14 protein-coding genes and 1 riboswitch are annotated in these 17195 nt (G+C 63.2%); of the genes, 4 read left to right on the top strand and 10 right to left on the bottom strand.

Annotated features, from left to right (window positions below; all coding sequences use genetic code 11):
- Positions 1-40: 40 nt before the first annotated feature.
- The 5 genes from ASE60_RS28125 to ASE60_RS28105 form a co-directional block, all read right to left on the bottom strand.
- Positions 41-1279 carry a multidrug effflux MFS transporter gene (locus tag ASE60_RS28125; RefSeq protein WP_057254896.1) on the bottom strand — a complete coding sequence of 413 codons (1239 nt, stop codon included), beginning with the start codon at positions 1277-1279 and terminating at the stop codon, positions 41-43.
- Complete coding sequence (locus tag ASE60_RS28120; RefSeq protein WP_057254895.1) at positions 1276-1779, bottom strand: MarR family transcriptional regulator; 504 nt, start codon at positions 1777-1779, stop codon at positions 1276-1278. Before ASE60_RS28120 ends, ASE60_RS28125 begins: the two co-directional genes overlap by 4 nt.
- A 77-nt stretch (positions 1780-1856) precedes the next feature.
- Positions 1857-3683: an ABC-F family ATP-binding cassette domain-containing protein gene (locus ASE60_RS28115; protein ID WP_057254894.1), complete on the bottom strand. Its 1827-nt coding sequence runs from the start codon at positions 3681-3683 to the stop codon at positions 1857-1859.
- 3 nt (positions 3684-3686) lie between these two features.
- The gene (locus ASE60_RS28110; RefSeq protein ID WP_057255087.1) at positions 3687-4337 is read right to left on the bottom strand and encodes a thiamine diphosphokinase; all 651 of its coding nucleotides are present in this window, start codon (positions 4335-4337) and stop codon (positions 3687-3689) included.
- A gap of 84 nt (positions 4338-4421) precedes the next feature.
- Positions 4422-4907: a GNAT family N-acetyltransferase gene (locus tag ASE60_RS28105; RefSeq protein WP_057254893.1), complete on the bottom strand. Its 486-nt coding sequence runs from the start codon at positions 4905-4907 to the stop codon at positions 4422-4424.
- Positions 4908-5052: 145 nt separating this feature from the next.
- Positions 5053-5171, top strand: a riboswitch (TPP riboswitch).
- A gap of 49 nt (positions 5172-5220) precedes the next feature.
- On the opposite strand from ASE60_RS28105, the gene thiB reads away from it, so the two are divergent.
- The 4 genes from thiB to ASE60_RS28085 all read left to right on the top strand — a co-directional run bounded on the left by thiB (position 5221) and on the right by ASE60_RS28085 (position 10416).
- A complete protein-coding gene (gene thiB / locus ASE60_RS28100) occupies positions 5221-6249 on the top strand; it encodes a thiamine ABC transporter substrate binding subunit (RefSeq protein ID WP_057254892.1) in 1029 nt (342 codons plus the stop codon).
- A gap of 7 nt (positions 6250-6256) precedes the next feature.
- Positions 6257-7885 (top strand): thiamine/thiamine pyrophosphate ABC transporter permease ThiP, encoded by a 1629-nt coding sequence (thiP, locus tag ASE60_RS28095; protein ID WP_256436665.1) that lies wholly within the window; start codon positions 6257-6259, stop codon positions 7883-7885.
- A complete protein-coding gene (thiQ, locus tag ASE60_RS28090; protein ID WP_057254891.1) occupies positions 7882-8601 on the top strand; it encodes a thiamine ABC transporter ATP-binding protein in 720 nt (239 codons plus the stop codon). The genes thiP and thiQ overlap by 4 nt, the downstream gene beginning before the upstream one ends.
- Before the next feature lie 303 nt (positions 8602-8904).
- Positions 8905-10416: a M48 family metalloprotease gene (locus tag ASE60_RS28085; protein WP_057254890.1), complete on the top strand. Its 1512-nt coding sequence runs from the start codon at positions 8905-8907 to the stop codon at positions 10414-10416.
- A 429-nt stretch (positions 10417-10845) separates the two neighbouring features.
- Here ASE60_RS28085 and ASE60_RS28080 read toward each other — a convergent pair whose 3' ends face one another.
- The 5 genes from ASE60_RS28080 to ASE60_RS28060 form a co-directional block, all read right to left on the bottom strand.
- On the bottom strand, positions 10846-11712 hold the full coding sequence (locus ASE60_RS28080) for an RNA polymerase factor sigma-32 (protein ID WP_057254889.1): 867 nt from the start codon (positions 11710-11712) through the stop codon (positions 10846-10848).
- Positions 11713-12127: 415 nt separating this feature from the next.
- Entirely contained in the window at positions 12128-12697 is a 570-nt protein-coding gene (locus ASE60_RS28075) for a CarD family transcriptional regulator (protein ID WP_034802893.1), read from the bottom strand.
- A gap of 411 nt (positions 12698-13108) precedes the next feature.
- On the bottom strand, positions 13109-13447 hold the full coding sequence (gene fdxA, locus ASE60_RS28070) for a ferredoxin FdxA (RefSeq protein ID WP_057254888.1): 339 nt from the start codon (positions 13445-13447) through the stop codon (positions 13109-13111).
- Between the two features lie 203 nt (positions 13448-13650).
- Positions 13651-14064 (bottom strand): RNA-binding S4 domain-containing protein, encoded by a 414-nt coding sequence (locus ASE60_RS28065; RefSeq protein ID WP_057254887.1) that lies wholly within the window; start codon positions 14062-14064, stop codon positions 13651-13653.
- A gap of 8 nt (positions 14065-14072) precedes the next feature.
- The gene (locus ASE60_RS28060; RefSeq protein WP_057255085.1) at positions 14073-17111 is read right to left on the bottom strand and encodes a helicase-related protein; all 3039 of its coding nucleotides are present in this window, start codon (positions 17109-17111) and stop codon (positions 14073-14075) included.
- Between the last annotated feature and the right edge of the window lie 84 nt (positions 17112-17195).

Genomic DNA, 17195 nt, shown 5'->3' with positions numbered 1-17195 from the left:
CAAAACCTCCGCGATCCGTTCGCGGAGGCTTTTTTTTCCGTTACTCCGCCGCCTCCGGCAGCGGATCCTCGCGGTCAACGGCCGGGGCCAGCAGCTTCAACCGAACCGTCCGGCGATACCAGAGATAGCTGAGGATAGAGACGACGCCAAAGCTCGGAATGATCGTGCCAAGCGCAAGCACCGGGACACCGACGGCAGCGGCGATCGCCCCACCGAGCAGGCCTGAGCCCATCTGGACGAAGCCCATCATCGCGGATGCCGTGCCGGCGATATCGGGAAAGGGCGCCATCGCCGCCGTCATCATGTAGGGCATGACGAAGGCGATGCCGAAGGCATAGATGCCAATCGGCAGCATGACCGAGAGGAAACTCGGCGCAAGTGCATGCATGCTGTAAGCAAGGATCAGGCTGGCGAGACCGATGAAGACGAGGCCGGCCGGTACCAGCGCCTGCGGTGTGAAACGACGCATCAAGAGCCGCACAACCACCGTTCCCGAGAAGAACAGGCCTGACTGCATCAGCATGCCGACGCCGAACTCGGTGGGCGTCAGGCCGACTTCGTTGATCAGCACGAAAGGCAGCATCGTCGCCCAGGCATAGAGCGCGCCGACAGCTCCGCCGATGACGAGCGTCGAGGAGATGAAACGGCTGTCGCTCACCAGCCTGCGATAGGCCGCAAGGATCGGCCTTAGGTGGCCCTTGCTCGGATCGGGCGTCGCCGTCTCGGCCATGAAGAACTGCACGGTGATGCAAGCCATCGCGGCAAAGCCGACCATCAGCAAGAAGATCGACTGCCAGCCGAAAAGGCCGAGCGCCAGGCCGCCGAGGGTCGGCGACAAGGCTGGCCCCAGCGCTAGCATCATGCCGATCATGTTCATGATCCGCGCCGCTTCGGTGCCGGTGAACTGGTCGCGCACGATCGCGCGCGCCACCGTCATGCCGACGGAAGCACCGATACCCTGTACCAGGCGCCCGGCAAGCAGCACCGCAACGGAAGGCGCAAAGGCCGCCATCAGGCTGCCGACGAGATAGATCGCCATGAAGATCAGCGTCGCGCGGCGGCGCCCGATGACGTCGGACAGCGTGCCGGAAACGAGCTGGGCAAAGGCGAAGCCGGCGAAATAGAGCGACAGCGTCATCTTGATCGCCGCCTCGCTCGACGAAAACGCCCGCACCAGGTCCGGCATGGCCGGCGTATAGAGCGCCATGGATACAGGCCCGAGCGCCACCAGGAAGGCCCCGATGATACTCGTGCGCCGCTCGCTCATGCGACGCGTCATTGCGAGGCTCCGGACTCGCCCTCTGACTTCTCGCCAGCTTCCTTGCCGGCGAGACACGGATCAAGCTCACGCAAGTTGTCGCGCAGGATGCGCAAGTTGGCGCAGAGAACCTCGCGCGTCGCCTCGTCGAGCCCCGCGGTATAGGCGTTCATCATCTCCCTGAGCCCCGTCATCAGCTCGGTGAGCAGCGGACCTGCCTTCTCGGTGATGGCGACGTTTTTGGCGCGGCGATCCGCCGGATCCGGCACGCGGGCAACAAGGCCCATCGCCTCCAGCCGGTCGAGATAGGCCGAAAGCGTCATCGGCTCGATGCCCATGCGGGTGGCGATCTCGGCCTGCTTGATGCCCTCTTTCAGCACCACCTGGATCAGCGTGCGCGCCTCGCCGGGCGTGATGCCCAGATCCATGGCATTGACCTTGCGGTCGAAAGCCCCGCGCAAAAGGCGCGAGACGTCCGTGAGCAGCATTCCGATGGTTTCGGATTCAAGTTTGAAGGGCATCAGGATCGTTCACAAATGATATAATAAGTTTTTCTTATCATATCCCCTGACGCCGTTCAACACGCCCCTGGTTGCGGCTAGCCTTCTAGCTCCTCGCGCAGCATTTCGAGCTCCAGCCATTCCTCCTCCATGCGGGCGAGATCCGCACGAAGCTTCTCCAGTTCCTGCGCGAGCTTCGCAAAGGCGTTTGGATCTTTTGTGAAAAGCTTGGGATCAGCCATCTTTTCTTCGCGCTTGGCGGCATCGGCCTCTGCCTTGGCGATCTCCTTCGGCAGGTTTTCGAGCGCGAATTTCTGCTTGTAGGAAAGCTTGCCCTTGGCGGCCTTCGGCGCATCGGCGGCGGGTGCAGCGGCGTCGGCTTTGGCCTTTTCCGCCTTCTCTGCCTTGCGCTTCTCTTCAATCGCGCCCTTGCGCTGCGCCATCATGTCGGAATAGCCGCCGGCATACTCGATCCAGCGGCCATCCGGCTCCTCCGGGTTTGCCGGCGCGATCGTCGAGGTGACCGTACGATCGAGAAAGTCGCGGTCGTGGCTGACGAGGATGACCGTTCCGGCAAAGCCGGCGACGATCTCCTGCAAGAGGTCCAGCGTCTCGATGTCGAGGTCGTTGGTCGGCTCGTCGAGGATCAGAAGATTGGTCGCCCGCGAAAGGATGCGCGCCAGCATCAGCCGAGCGCGCTCGCCACCCGAGAGCTCGCGGATCGGCGTGCGCGCCTGTTCCGGCTGGAACAGGAAATCCTTCATGTAGCCGGTAACGTGGCGCTGCTCACCGTTGACAAGCAGGTTGTCGCCGCGCCCGTCGGTCAGGTAATGGGCCAGCGTGTCGTCCAGGTTGAGGTCTTCGCGCTTCTGGTCGAGCGTCGCCATTTCGAGGTTGGTGCCGAGCTTGACCGTGCCAGCGTCCGGCTCGATCTGACCGGTCAACATCTTGAGGAGCGTCGTCTTGCCGGCACCGTTCGGACCGACGAGACCGATGCGGTCACCGCGATGGACGCGGATCGAGAAGGGCGCGACGATGGTGCGGTCACCATAGGCCTTGCTGACCTTTTCGGCCTCGATCACCAGCTTGCCGGACTCCTTGGCGTCAGCTGCCGTTGCCTGCACGGTGCCTTGAGGCCCCTTGTGGCCGCGATAGACCGCGCGCATGGTCTGCAACTCGCCGAGGCGCCGCATGTTGCGCTTGCGCCGCGCCGTCACGCCGTAGCGCAGCCAGTGCTCCTCGCGCTCGATCGCCTTGCCGAGCTTGTGCTGCTCCAGTTCCTCGGCCTCCAGCACCTCGTCGCGCCAGGCTTCGAAATGGCCAAAGCCGCGATCGAGCCGGCGCGACTGGCCACGGTCGAGCCAAACGGTCGCCGTCGAGACCTTCTCCAGGAAGCGCCGGTCGTGCGAGATCAACACCAGCGCCGAACGGCTGCGGGTAAGCTCCTCTTCCAGCCATTCGATCGTCGGCAGGTCGAGATGGTTGGTCGGTTCGTCAAGCAGCAAGATGTCAGGTTCCGGCGCCATGACGCGCGCCAGTGCGGCACGGCGCGCCTCACCGCCCGAAAGGCGCGTCGGGTCTTCTTCGCCGGTCAGGCCCAGATGCTGCAGCAGGTAGGCGACGCGATAGGGATCGTCGCTCGGTCCGAGGCCGGCTTCGGCATAGGCCTGCACCGTGTCGTAGCCGTCGAAATCCGGCGCCTGGTGGAGATAGCGGATGGTCGCTGAGGGATGGCGGAACACCTCGCCCGACTGTGCCTCTGAAAGGCCCGCGGCGATCTTCATCAAGGTCGACTTGCCCGAGCCATTGCGCCCGACAAGGCAGATGCGATCGCCCGGTTCCACTTGCAGATTGGCACCGGCAAGCAGCGGCGCGCCGCCGAAGGTCAAGAAGATATCGTCGAGTTTCAGAATTGGGGGCGCCAAGGCTCAGGCTCCGGAAAGATCATAGGGGCGGGCAAGCACGATGGCGCGTCCGCTCTTGAGGCTGAAGCGAAGGGGACCCTCCGCGACGTTGGATACGGTTCGGGACGATCCGAACGGCAGGGTGAAATCGTCAAGCGGATAGCGCGCATTGACGATCGAAAGGCCGGTCAGCTCGGTCAATCCCAGCACGGAAAAGAGACAACCTTTCGGCAGGTCGAGATCGAGCGTGCCTGCCAGCAGCGGGTAGGCTTCTTCCTCGCCCGAGGTCATCAGCACCGAAAGCCCGCGCTCGGCAAGCGCTGCGGCCTGCAGCAGGTGCAGGAAGGCATGGTCGCTGCGGCTGCCGCCAAGCGCGCCGGCAAAGATCAGCCGATCAGCGCCGCGGGACAACGCAGCCTCGACCGCGATCTCGCCATCCGTCGCAGCCTTTGCCGCCGGGTAGGGCTCGCGTGGAACGGAGGCGAACTCGGACAGCAGGGCGTCTTCGGTCGAATCGAAATCGCCGACCCAGACATCCGGCACGACGCCGAGCAAGCGGGCATGGCGCATGCCGCCGTCAGCGGCAACGAAGCGGCTGCCGCTGAGCTGCTCTGTCAGCCGGCTGGTCACCGAGAGGGCGCCGCCAAGCAATATGGTGAAGGTCGATCGAGCCATGGCAATGCCCATAGCGCAAAGGATCGCGGAAGGAAAACGAAGAAAACCGCAAACCGCTGCGATCGCAGCAATTTGCCGAAGCCGTCAGTGTCCTTCCGGCACCGGTTCCGGGAATAGCATGCCGGCATAGATCCCGGGTGTTGAATCGGGAATTTCGATCGCGCCGGCCACGCGCTCGTAGAACTTCGCCGGACCGACGCCACCGATGACCGCATAGCCGTAGCCCGCCTCGCGCATCGCCGTCAGGCTTGCAAGCAGCAGCGCCTCGCCGATGCCCTGCCCACGCATACCTTCATCGACGCCGGTTGGGCCGAAGAAGCCGAGCGCTGTCACGTCGTGGCAGGCAAAGCCGACGATCTTTTCGTCGTGCACCGCGACGTGCATGCGTGTCGGGGTCGAGGAGAAGGCAGCTTCCGCTTCGCCTGCCCAGCCGGCGCCAAACGTCTTTTCGATCCAGGAGACCACCAGACGGCGTTCCGGCGCCATGGCGCGACGGATGCTGATGCCTGAACCAAGCCGCGACTGGGGCTCTGCCGGAAGGGCATAAAGTCGAACTAGCATATCTGGCATGGGATTTCCTCCTTGCGGCCAAGCGTGATGGTGTCATAGCGCAGTTGCCGGTTGGCGAAAACGCCCGACAGAAAATGGGCTCGCCCCATGCGTCGCCCATTCCAAACACCGCTTGCCATGGAGCCGCCGCAGCGGTAAATCTCTTGCCGCTCTAACGGGGTGCCTCCCGACCACATGGCGGCCGGAGGCTGAGAGGCGTCAAAACGCCAACCCGCGGAACCTGATCCGGCTCATACCGGCGGAGGGATTAGACGCGATCGCACCGATACGCCCTTTTCCCGTGCAACAACGAACTTTGGGAGAGGTGCTTCGCATGTTCAATTCATCACAGCTCAAAATACTTAGCCGGCTAGCGCTGGCCGCAAGCGCAAGCCTTGTTTTCACCGGTTATGCCGCCGCTGCCGACAAGACGCTGACCGTCTACACCTATGAAAGCTTCATCACCGAATGGGGGCCGGGCGCCAAGGTGGCGGAAGCCTTCGAAAAGACCTGCGAATGTAAGGTCAACTATGTCGGTGTTGCCGATGGCGTCGAACTCTTGACGCGCCTAAAGCTCGAGGGTGCTGCCTCGAAGGCCGACATCGTGCTCGGTCTCGACACCAACCTCGTGGCGGAAGCAAAGGCAACGGGCTTCTTCGCACCGCATGGCATCGAAGCGAAGGACCTGAAGGTGCCCGGCAACTTCTCCGACGACACCTTCCTGCCCTATGACTACGGCCATTTCGCCGTCGTCTACGACACCGAGACCCTGAAGACACCGCCGAAGAGCCTCAAGGAACTGGTCGAAGGCGACGCGTCGCAGAAGATCGTCATCGAGGACCCGCGCACCTCGACGCCGGGCCTCGGATTGCTGCTTTGGGTCAAGGCGGTCTATGGCGACGAGGCGGGTGCTGCCTGGGCGAAGCTCAAGGACCGTGTTCTGACCGTCACCCCCGGCTGGTCGGAAGCCTATGGCCTCTTCACCAAGGGCGAAGCGCCGATGGTGCTCTCCTACACCACCTCGCCCGCCTACCACATGGTCGCTGAGAACACCGAGCGCTACCAGGCGGCCACCTTCTCGGAAGGTCACTACATCCAGATCGAAGTCGCCGGCATGACCAAGAGTGCCAAGGAGCCGGAACTGGCAAAGCAGTTCCTCGCGTTCATGACCGGTCCGGAATTCCAGTCGATCATTCCGACAACCAACTGGATGATGCCGGTCGCAGCAACCAAGGAGCCGCTGCCGGACGCCTTCAACAAGCTGGTCAACCCGGAGAAGACCTTCCTGCTGCCATCGGAAGAGGTCGCGAAGAACCGCAAGGCCTGGATCGACGAGTGGCTTGCTGCCATGAGCAAGAACTGAGGCCGGATTGTTCGCACTTCGCGAAAACCGCATGACTGTTGTCGCCGGGGCGATTTGCCTCGGCGCCTTCCTGCTCTTCGTCGGCCTGGCGATCGCCGCCTTGCTCGCCCAAACCGGCGGCACGGACGAAGGCACTCTGTTCGACGCCTATATCTGGCGCGTCACCCGCTTCACGCTGCTGCAGGCAAGCCTTTCCACTCTGCTATCCGTGCTCTTCGCGATACCGGTGGCGCGGGCGCTGGCGCGGCGGCCGCGTTTCTTCGGCCGGATCTGGCTGTTGCGGCTGATGGCGCTGCCGCTCGGCCTGCCCGTTCTCGTCGGCGCACTCGGGCTGATCGAGATCTGGGGACGCCAGGGCTTCCTCAATTCCGGCCTGCGCTGGCTCGGCCTCGAGCAACCGATCAGCATCTATGGCCTGTTCGGCATCCTGCTTGCCCATGTCTTCTTCAACATGCCGCTTGCGGCGCGCCTGTTCCTGGCCGGCCTCGAGCGCATTCCCGCCGAATACTGGCGCAGCGCTGCCAATCTCGGCATGCCCTCCCGAGCGCTCTTCCGCTTCATCGAATGGCCCGTCCTGCGCGGCCTGTTGCCAGGCGCGGCCGGCCTCGTCTTCATGCTCTGCGCCACCAGCTTCACGCTCGTGCTGACGCTTGGCGGCGGGCCCGCTGCCAGCACCATCGAGGTCGCGATCTATCAGGCGCTGCGCTTCGATTTCGATCCGCCACGCGCCATCGCGCTGTCCGGCCTGCAGATCGCCATGACCGGCGTCCTGCTTCTCATCCTCAGACGTCTGGCAACGGATCCGGAAGAGGGCATGACCGGCGGCCGAACCGTTCGACGCTTCGATGGCACAACGACAGCGGCGCTGTTCAACGATGGCGCCTGGATCATCCTGGCATTGCTCTTCCTCATCGCCCCGTTGATTGCGGTGGTCGTCTCCGGCCTGCAGGCCGATCTTCTGAAGCTCGCGCGCGATCCGAGCGTGCACCGGGCACTGATGACGAGTGCGGCGATCGCGCTCGCCTCGGCACTCGCCTCCGTCGCCATGGCGGCCGTGATGATCCGCGCCGCGGCGACGGTCACCGCGCCACGCCATGCGGGCGCGCCGGCACACGGCCTTGCCGGTGCGATCGGCGCCAGTACCTCGCTGATCCTGCTGGTGCCGCCTGTCGTGCTCGGCGCCGGCTGGTTTCTGCTCCTTCGCCCCTTCGGCGATGTCGCGCGCTTTGCGCCTGCCATCGTCGTGGCAATCAACGCCCTGATGGCGCTTCCTTTCGTCCACCGCATCCTGGCGCCGGCCATGGCGACGCACGCGGCGCGTTCCGAGCGGCTGACAGCGAGCCTCGGCATCCGCGGTTTTCATCGCCTGCGATGGATCGACCTTCCGGCGCTCCGAAGGCCACTGCTGATGGCGCTCTCCTTCGCCATGGCGCTATCGCTCGGCGATCTCGGCGCCGTCGCCCTGTTCGGCTCGCAGGACATGGTGACGCTTCCCTGGCTGCTCTATAGCCGCATGGGCAGCTACCGCACCGCCGATGCGGCCGGCCTCGCCCTCTTCCTCGGGCTTCTCTGCCTGATCTTCACCATCCTCGGCACAACGGAAGACGTCCGCCGGCGGGAAGGACGCAAAGCATGACCGAGCCCAACGCTGCCATAGAACTGCGCAATGTCGAGATTCGTTTCGAAACGACCACGCTGCACTTCGATTGCACTATCGCTGCCGGCGGCATCGTCGCCGTTGCCGGCGCCTCCGGTTCCGGCAAGTCGACGCTCTTTCACCTCATCGCAGGCTTTGAAGATGCCGACCACGGCGAGATCCGTGTCCTCGGCCAGAACGCTGCCAACCAGGCACCTTCGGAGCGTCCGGTCTCGATGATCTTCCAGGACAACAATCTCTTCGCCCATCTCGATGTCGCGACCAATGTCGGCCTCGGTATCGACCCGGCACTTCGCCTGACGGACGAAGATCGGAAGAGGATCGAGGACGCGCTTCGCCGCGTTGGGCTTGAAGGCTTCGGACGAAGGCTGCCGCCTACGCTTTCCGGCGGCGAACGCCAGCGGGTCGCGCTCGCCCGCGCACTTGTGCGGCACCGCCCCCTCCTGTTGCTGGATGAACCATTTGCGGCCCTCGACCCCGGGATGCGCACCGGCATGCGCACGCTTCTTGGCGAACTGCACGCGGAAGAAGGCAACACCATTCTGATGATCACGCACCATCCCGAAGACGTGAAGGCGTTGGCCGATAGCGTGCTTTTTCTCGACCAGGGGCGTATCATTGCACACGATACGCTCGACCGCTTCCTGGAGCGGCGCGACAATGCGGCAATCGACCGCTTTCTTGGCAACGCGTGACGGTGGGGCCGGTTTCTCCTCGCCCTCAGCCGATCGCCACAATTTGACCGCGGCGCCGTGCGACGCGCGAAATATCCGGCCGGGAGCGCGAATATTCGCGCATCCGTTGCCGTGATACCACGGGGCAACTATTTCTACCGAGACAAACTAGGCAGGTGGCGCTGAAATCAGATACAGCAAGACCAGGGCTGAACAGTCGCGGCGGAGCAACGCTGCCGGACTGAAAAAGTAGGACTTTCAACGCTGTCGTTCCATTGCCCCGCTGCATGCGGGTGGAGCGACAGACGGGAAACGGGCTGAGGCATGGAGAGGCATACAGTCACACACGACCGGTTCCCGCCGAAACGCGGACGGCTGCGTGCACGCGCCGTGGTTGCACTGATCGCGACCGCGCTTCTCTCCGCATGCCAGTCGGTGATCGAGCAATCCTACGAGCCGACAGTTTCGCCCTCGTCCAATCCGCAGATTGTCGACGAGGTCCAGAAGAACGATCCGCGCGCGAAGATGGGCGCACGCGAACATCCGCGCATCGTCGCAAGCTATGGCGGCGAATACAAGGACGCGAAGACCGAACGGCTGGTCGCCCGCATCGCCGGAGCGCTGACCGCCGTCTCGGAGAACCCGCAGCAGTCCTACCGCATCACCATCCTCAATTCGCCGGCGATCAACGCCTTTGCACTGCCGGGCGGCTATCTCTATGTCACCCGCGGCCTGCTGGCCCTTGCCAATGATGCCTCCGAAGTCGCCGCCGTACTCTCGCACGAGATGGCGCACGTCACCGCCAACCACGGCATCGAACGTCAGCAACGCGAGGAAGCGGAAGTCATCGCCAGCCGCGTGGTCTCCGAGGTGCTGTCGTCCGATCTCGCCGGCAAGCAGGCGCTCGCCCGCGGCAAGCTGCGGCTTGCGGCCTTCTCGCGCAACCAGGAGCTCCAGGCCGACGTCATCGGTGTGCGCATGCTCGGCGAAGCCGGCTACGATCCTTACGCCGCCGCACGCTTCCTGGACTCGATGGCAGCCTATAGCCGCTTTACCGCCGTCGATCCGGAATCCGACCAGAGCCTCGACTTCCTGTCGAGCCACCCGAATGCACCGCAGCGTGTGGACCTTGCGCGCCGGCATGCCCGCGCCTTCGGGCCGGAGGGCACCAGCGGCGATCGCGGCCGCGACTATTACCTCGCCGGTATCGACGGCCTGCTCTACGGCGACAGCCCCCAGGAAGGCTATGTCCGCGGCCAGACCTTCCTGCACGGCCAGCTCGGAATCCGTTTCGACGTGCCGACCGGCTTCCAGATCGACAACAAGGCAGAAGCGGTCCTTGCGACCGGGCCCGGTGACATCGCTGTGCGCTTCGACGGCGTGGCGGATACGGGCGGTCGCAGCCTGACCGACTATATCGCCAGCGGCTGGGTCACCGGCCTGCAGCCCGACACGATCAGGCCGATCAACATCAACGGTCTGGAAGCCGCGACCGCGCGTGCCTCGGCCGATCGCTGGGATTTCGATGTCACGGTCATCCGCATCGACACCCGCATCTACCGCTTCCTGACCGCCGTTCCCAAGGGTTCGAACGCGCTCGAGCCGACAGCGAACCAGCTGCGCAGCTCGTTCCGCCGCATGACGCAGGGCGAGGCCCAATCGCTGAAGCCTCTGCGCATCCGCGTCGTAACGGTAAGGCCCGGCGAGACGATCGCAACGCTTTCCGCCCGCATGATGGGGACGGATCGCAAGCTGGACCTGTTCCGGGTGATCAATGCGATGCAGGTCACCTCGACAGTGAAGCCGGGCGACAAGGTCAAGATCGTTTCCGAGTAAGCACGGCACCAAGGCGCATATGCTGCTGAAGGCTCCGGCCTTCGCTGCTGCGCCAGACCTCGATGTTCGAACACAGGGCAGTGCCTCGGATTGAGGTCCAAGCCCGTACGACTATGCCCCTGAGGCCTACAGCGCCGCGCGTCCTGTCAGACACGCAAAGGCACTTTGAAGTGCTGCATGGTTTTGTCCTTTGACCGGCTACGGCCAAAGAAAACATGCACGGCTAGAGCATTTCACTGTTTCATTAAAACAGCGAATTGCTCCAACTGTTTGAAATTGCGCAATTCCGGACGGAAAACCGTTTCGCACTTTTCCTGGAATTGCTCTAAAGCGCGTCGCGATCTTTCAGATTCACTCCTTGCGCTTTAAGCGCTCGACATTTCGCAGGTCGTTATCACAAAACCGCTGCGCACCTTTGCGCGACAAGCTTTAGTGAATGCCCGCAGTCAGGGCCGGCGCTTTGGTCGCGAGCGCCACTCTGAGCTTTTCGAGCGCCCGAGTTTCGATCTGTCGCACCCGTTCCTTGGAAATGCCGAGATCGAGGCCGAGCTCTTCCAGCGTCGCACCGTCCTCCGACAGTCGTCGTGCACGGATGATCCGCATCTCCCTTTCGGTCAAGGCACCCAGCGCATCGCGGAGCCACACACGGGCCCGCTCGCCGTCGATCATGTCGCTGACCTGTTCGTCCGGAAGCGGCGCATCGCTGGCCAGGAAATCCAGCCGCTCGCCGCCATCGGAATCGGCGCCGCCAACGGGGGCCTGCAAGGAAGTGTCGCTGCCGGAAAGCCGCGCATCCATGGTCTGCACATCGGCGATGCTGACGCCGAGCGCCGCGGCAATTTCCTCATGCATAGCCTGCGATGTAAGTTGCCTGTCGCCTTGCGCCAGACGTGCACGCAACCGCCGCAGATTGAAGAACAGCGCCTTCTGAGCCGAACTCGTGCCGCCCCTGACGATCGACCAATTGCGCAGGACATAGTCCTGCATCGATGCCCGGATCCACCAGGTCGCATAGGTCGAAAACCTGACCTCACGGCTGGGTTCGAAGCGGGCCGCCGCTTCCAGGAGGCCGATATGGCCTTCCTGCACCAAGTCGCCCATGGGCAGGCCGAAGTTGCGGAACTTCGCTGCCATCGAGATCACGAGCCGCATATGCGACATGGCGATCTTGTTGCGGGCTTCCTGATCATGGTCGTTCCGCCAGGCCTGTGCCAGCGCGTGCTCCTCGTCGCGCTCGAGATAGGGCGCCTCCATTGCGATCTTGATCATCCGCCGGTCTGCAGTGAGAGTCTTCATCGATCACTCCGTGACTGGCGCCCGGGCGCCATTGCGTGTGAAGTCTAAAAGGCCGGACAGATGGCGCGTCCGGCAGCAGGGGCGTCTAGATCACGATGATTTGGATCGGATCGATCCAAATCATCGTGATCGGTTCCTTTAAGTCAGAGCGGGATGGGCGCGGAAAACCGCATGATCTTTTCCTTCCCCGCTCAAGAGCCCCGGCGCCGAACTTGAAGAAACGACGCGGCGCCCTAACTTCAAAATCACGAACCTGAACGGTGACGGATCACAGAACCAAGATCGCCCGGCGCGAAAGCGGCGCGTTCCTGCCGGCTAATGTAAATGCGCGTGGCGGGCAAAAGTTCCATCAGATCAAAGAAAAAGCCCGGCGCGATGGCCGGGCTTTTTTGCAGTCTCACTGCGGGTTGGAAGCTTATGCTGCTTCGTCCTGGGCGTCGTCTTCGTCGATCGCCTTGCCGCGCTTCGGGCCCTTGCTGAGGTTTGCCTCGACGAGGCGCACAGCTTCGGTCTCCGACATTTTGTTCACGGCAGCGATTTCGCGCGCCATGCGGTCGAGGGCAGCTTCATAGAGCTGGCGTTCGGAATAGGACTGTTCCGGCTGGTTTTCGGCGCGATAGAGATCGCGAACGACTTCCGCGATGGAAATCAGGTCGCCGGAGTTGATCTTGGCATCGTATTCCTGGGCGCGGCGCGACCACATGGTGCGCTTCACGCGAGCCTTGCCCTGCACAACCTTCAACGCACGATCGACGAAATCGGTTTCAGACAGCTTGCGCATGCCGATGCTGACAGCCTTGGCCACCGGCACCTTCAACCGCATCTTGTCCTTCTCGAAATCGATGACAAAAAGCTCAAGCTTCATGCCCGCGACTTCCTGCTCTTCGATCGCCACGATCTGGCCAACGCCGTGGGCCGGATAGACGATCGATTCACCGGTCTTGAAGCCCTGGCGTGTCGAAGATTTTTTCTGCTGGGTCGTCATTCGTTTCAAAAACTCCCTGTTTCGCGCCGGCCATTCTGGCCGGGGCCGGGTCAGTGAGGCCCGGGATAGACGGGGATACCGCCGGGTGGGTACATCCTGGTCCGTCCACGGAACGCAAACAGCCTCATGAAATGCGGTCGCAACAGAGCAAAGCCATGTTGCGTAATAGGGAGAAACCGCCTTTTGGAGATCGTTTGCTTTCGTGATGGTTTTCGGGCGCGCAAAAACACCCTCTGTGGATCAGTAGAAGGAACCTATCACAAAAAAGTGCCGAAATCAATAATTTGCTGCATGGCAGCCATCAAGCCACCATTCTCGCACCTGCGAGCGCAGTGCGTGTTTTTCCCCAGGTTTGGCGCGCTGGGTCGCGCTCGCTGCGTCAGCCTCGACGAACGATAGAGATCGTCCGTCTCAGTCGCCCTGTCCCGGCTCGGCGGAGAAGAACTTCTCGTACTTGCCTTCGACGCCGTCCATCTCCTTGGCTTCCGGCATCGGGTCGCGCTTGACCGTGACGTTCGGCCACTTCGTGGCAAAATCAGCGTTCACTTTCAACCACATATCAAGGCCCGGCTCGGTGTCCGGCTTGATCGCCTCGGCAGGACATTCCGGCTCGCAAACGCCGCAATCGATGCACTCGTCGGGATGGATGACGAGGAAATTCTCGCCCTCATAGAAGCAGTCCACGGGGCAGACTTCGACACAGTCCATATACTTGCAGCGAATGCAATTGTCGGTCACGACATACGTCATGAGGTACTCCAGCCAATGCTCACGTTTGATGGCAGACGGCAATCAATGGTGATGCTCATCGTCCGCGCATGCTAGGAATGTCCGGCGCGCATAGCTGCCGAAGCAAGACCGATGCACCCAACGTGGGTCTGTCAGGTAAAGGCTTTATGGACCCTTTGCAAGAATATTCAATGCGCGAAACGCCGCGGCAAAGGCAGAGTTTTCTAATCCTCGCGCGGATCGAAATCGGGTTTTAGCCGATCGGTATCCCGCCGCTCTTTCTTGGTCGGGCGTCCCGCCCCACGGTCGCGTGTGGCGAGATCAAATGCCGAGAGTTTCTCCTTAGGCAATTCCGGCGTGAGATCATCATAAAGAAGCCGCGCTTCCTCGTAGGGGCCACGTCGTTCCCCTGGAGCAAGCACGCGCACGGTCACGCTGCGGCGGTCGAGGACGAGCTCAAGCAGGTCCCCCGTCTTGACCTGAAACGACGACTGCGTCACGCGCTGCTCGTTGACGGCCACGCGGCCGTCCTCGATCGCTTTTTGCGCAAGCGAGCGCGATTTGATCAGCCGCGTGAAAAACAGCCACTTGTCGAGACGCTGGCGCGATGCCGGGTTGGACGTGGGCTGTTTTTCCATGACCTGCCTTACTTCTTCATCTGCTCCTTGAGCGCCGCGAGCTTGGCGAAGGGCGAATCCGGATCCACCGGCTTCTCGCGACGCGGCGGGCGCGCCTCGAACTTGCCCTGGCCGGGCTTGCCGCCGCGGTCGTGACGATCATGACGATCACCACGGTCCTGGCGCGGACCGCCTTCCGACTTGCCGCCGTCATGGCGCTTGCCGCGCACCGGCTGGCCGCCCTTGCGTCCGCCCTCACGTCCCTCGCTCTGCCCTTGGCCTTGGCCATGGCGCTGGCCGCCGCGACGCTGGTCGCCCTGGTGGCGACCGCCGCCCTGGCGCTGGTTATCCTGGCGGGTGCCGGGACGCCACAGCAGCACGGGCTTGGCTTCGACCGGTTCTCCGGTCTCGGCGACTTGAGCTTCGGCTGGTTGCACGTCGCTGGTGGCGACTTTGCCCTCAGCGTTCTCGGCCTCGGCGGCAGGTGCCTCAATGGCTGCGGTCTCGGCATCCGTCGCGCTGTCAGCAGCGTCCGCGTCATCGACGGCGGCAACCGGCTCGGAGGCGGCGGCAGCAGAGGCGGGCGCACCGTCCTGGCTGGCGAGGAAGGCCGCAGCCTCCTCGGCCTTGACGCTGTCGGCCCGATAGCCAAGGCCCTTCAGGATCTCTTCCATATCATCAGGCGTTGCGCCGAGGATCGAAAGCATCGAGGTGGTGGCGGTGAAACGACGGCCGTCATAGGCGCCTTCAGGACGCGGCTGTGCACCGGGCTTCCACTGCAGCAGCGGCCGGATGAGATCGGCCAGGCGCTCGAGGATGTCGATGCGCACGGCGCGCTTTCCGAGGAAGCGGAAGCCGGCAAGCTTGTAGAAGGTGCGCTCGAAGGATGGATCGGTGACGACCGACGTACGGCCGGCAGCGAGCATCGGGATGAGGTCACCATAGCCGGGCTTGTCGAGACCGTCGTTCTTCAGCGCCCAGAGCAGCGTGATCAGCTCGGCCGGAGCCGGCTTCAAGAGTGCCGGAAGGAAGATGTGATACGCGCCGAAGCGCACGCCGTATTTGCGGATCGAAGCGCGACCGTCCTGGTCCAGCGACTTCACGTCGTCGGCGACATCGCGGCGGAAGAGCACGCCGAGGTTCTCGACGAGCTGGAAGGCAAGGCCCTTGGCGAGGCCTTCGAGGTCTTCAGCGCGCGAGATATCGTCGAGCGGCTTCAGCACCGTACCGATGTGATGGTTCACGAAACGCTCGATGCGCGCCACGACATGCTCGCGGGCGTTCGCCTGCAGCTGATCGTCGGCAAGCAGGATGACGCGCGGACGCATGACATGGTCGCTCGCTGCCAGACGGGCGACGGGATCGCCGAGCCAGCGCACGAGACCATCCGACGAAAGCGCCAGGTCGTTGTTGCCCGAGGCGTGCAGACGTGCGGCCCGCGCCTCGAACTCGAGCGCCAGCGCCTTCTGGGCAGCGCCCTGCACGGCCTTGGCATCCGGGCCGTCGCCGCCGGTCGCCAGCGTAAACCGGAAACCGGTTAGTTGTCCTACGTGGTGTCCTTCGACGAAGACATCACCATTCACACTGATTTCAGCTTCCAGCATAGCATTCTCTCTCAGGCGCTTCATGAGCACAGATGTCCTGCGATCAACAAAGCGTTTCGTCAACCGTTCATGTAGTGCGTCGGATAATCGATCTTCAATTTCCCGCGTCTTTTCTTGCCAGTGTGTCGGATCGGCCAGCCATCCCGGCCGGTTCGACACATAGGTCCAGGTTCTGATCTGCGCGATTCGCGCCGAAAGTGTGTCGATCTCACCGTCGGTGTGATCGGCACGCCTGACCTGTTCGGCCATGAAGTCCTCGTTCACCGTACCCCGGCGAACGAGATCCGCGTAGATCGTCGAGATCAGATCGGCGTGCTGGGCGGGCGTGATGCGCCGATAGTCCGGCAGCGCGCAGGCTTCCCATAATTTTTCGACGCGCTCGGCATTGGTCGTAATGTCGACGACCTCCGGGTAGCGGGCCAGATGCTCGAACGCCTGCTGGTCTACCGCAGGTAGCGCCCGGGCAAGGCCGGGAACTTTCGGCGCGGCATCGAGGCTCTTCTTCAAGGCGGTAAGCGAGGAATAGTCGAACGCCTTCGAGCGCCATTGCAGCACCTTGACCGCATCGAACTCGTGCGACTCGATGCGATGAACGAGCTCGTTGTCGAAAGGATCGACGCGACCCGTGACGCCGAACGTTCCGTCACGCAGATGTCGCCCGGCGCGCCCGGCGACCTGCGCCAGTTCCGCCGGGTTCAGGTTGCGAAACTGGTAGCCGTCGAACTTGCGGTCCTGCGCGAAGGCGACGTGATCGACGTCGAGGTTGAGACCCATGCCGATCGCGTCGGTCGCCACCATGTATTCGACGTCGCCTTCCTGATAGAGCGCCACCTGCGCATTGCGCGTGCGCGGCGAAAGCGCGCCGAGCACGACGGCGGCGCCGCCGCGCTGGCGACGGATCAGTTCGGCGATCGCATAGACTTCGTCGGCCGAGAAGGCGACGATCGCCGAGCGATGCGGCAGGCGGGTGATTTTCTTCGAACCGGCATAGAGCAGTTGCGACATGCGCGGCCGCTCGACGACGGTAATGCCGGGCAGGAGGTGCTCCAGGATCGGCCGCATCGTTGCAGCCCCCAGAAGCAGCGTCTCGCCACGCCCCCTCAGATGCAGGATCCGGTCGGTGAAGATGTGACCGCGCTCGAGATCGCCTGCAAGCTGCACTTCGTCGATCGCCACGAAGGACGCGGTCGTCTCCCTCGGCATCGCTTCGACGGTGCAGACCGAATAGCGGGCGCGATGCGGAGTAATCTTCTCCTCGCCAGTGATCAGCGCGACATTGTGATGGCCGACCCTTTCGACCAGGCGCGTATAGACCTCGCGCGCCAGGAGGCGCAGCGGCAGGCCTATGACGCCGCTGTCATGCGCGATCATGCGCTCGATCGCGTAGTGCGTCTTGCCGGTATTGGTTGGCCCGAGCACCGCGGTTACGCCGCGGCCGCTCAGGATCATGGGGTGAACGGACACGTCATCGATCCCGGGCATTCAGAAATTACGACAGCGTCTTTTCACGCTGGCGGCAAACACATGCCCACGCACCGAGCCAAACGC

The organism is Ensifer sp. Root278 (assembly GCF_001429285.1).
GTDB lineage: Bacteria > Pseudomonadota > Alphaproteobacteria > Rhizobiales > Rhizobiaceae > Ensifer.
The sequence above is the reverse complement of the archived record's forward strand: the minus strand, read 5'-3'. Positions and strand labels throughout refer to the sequence as shown.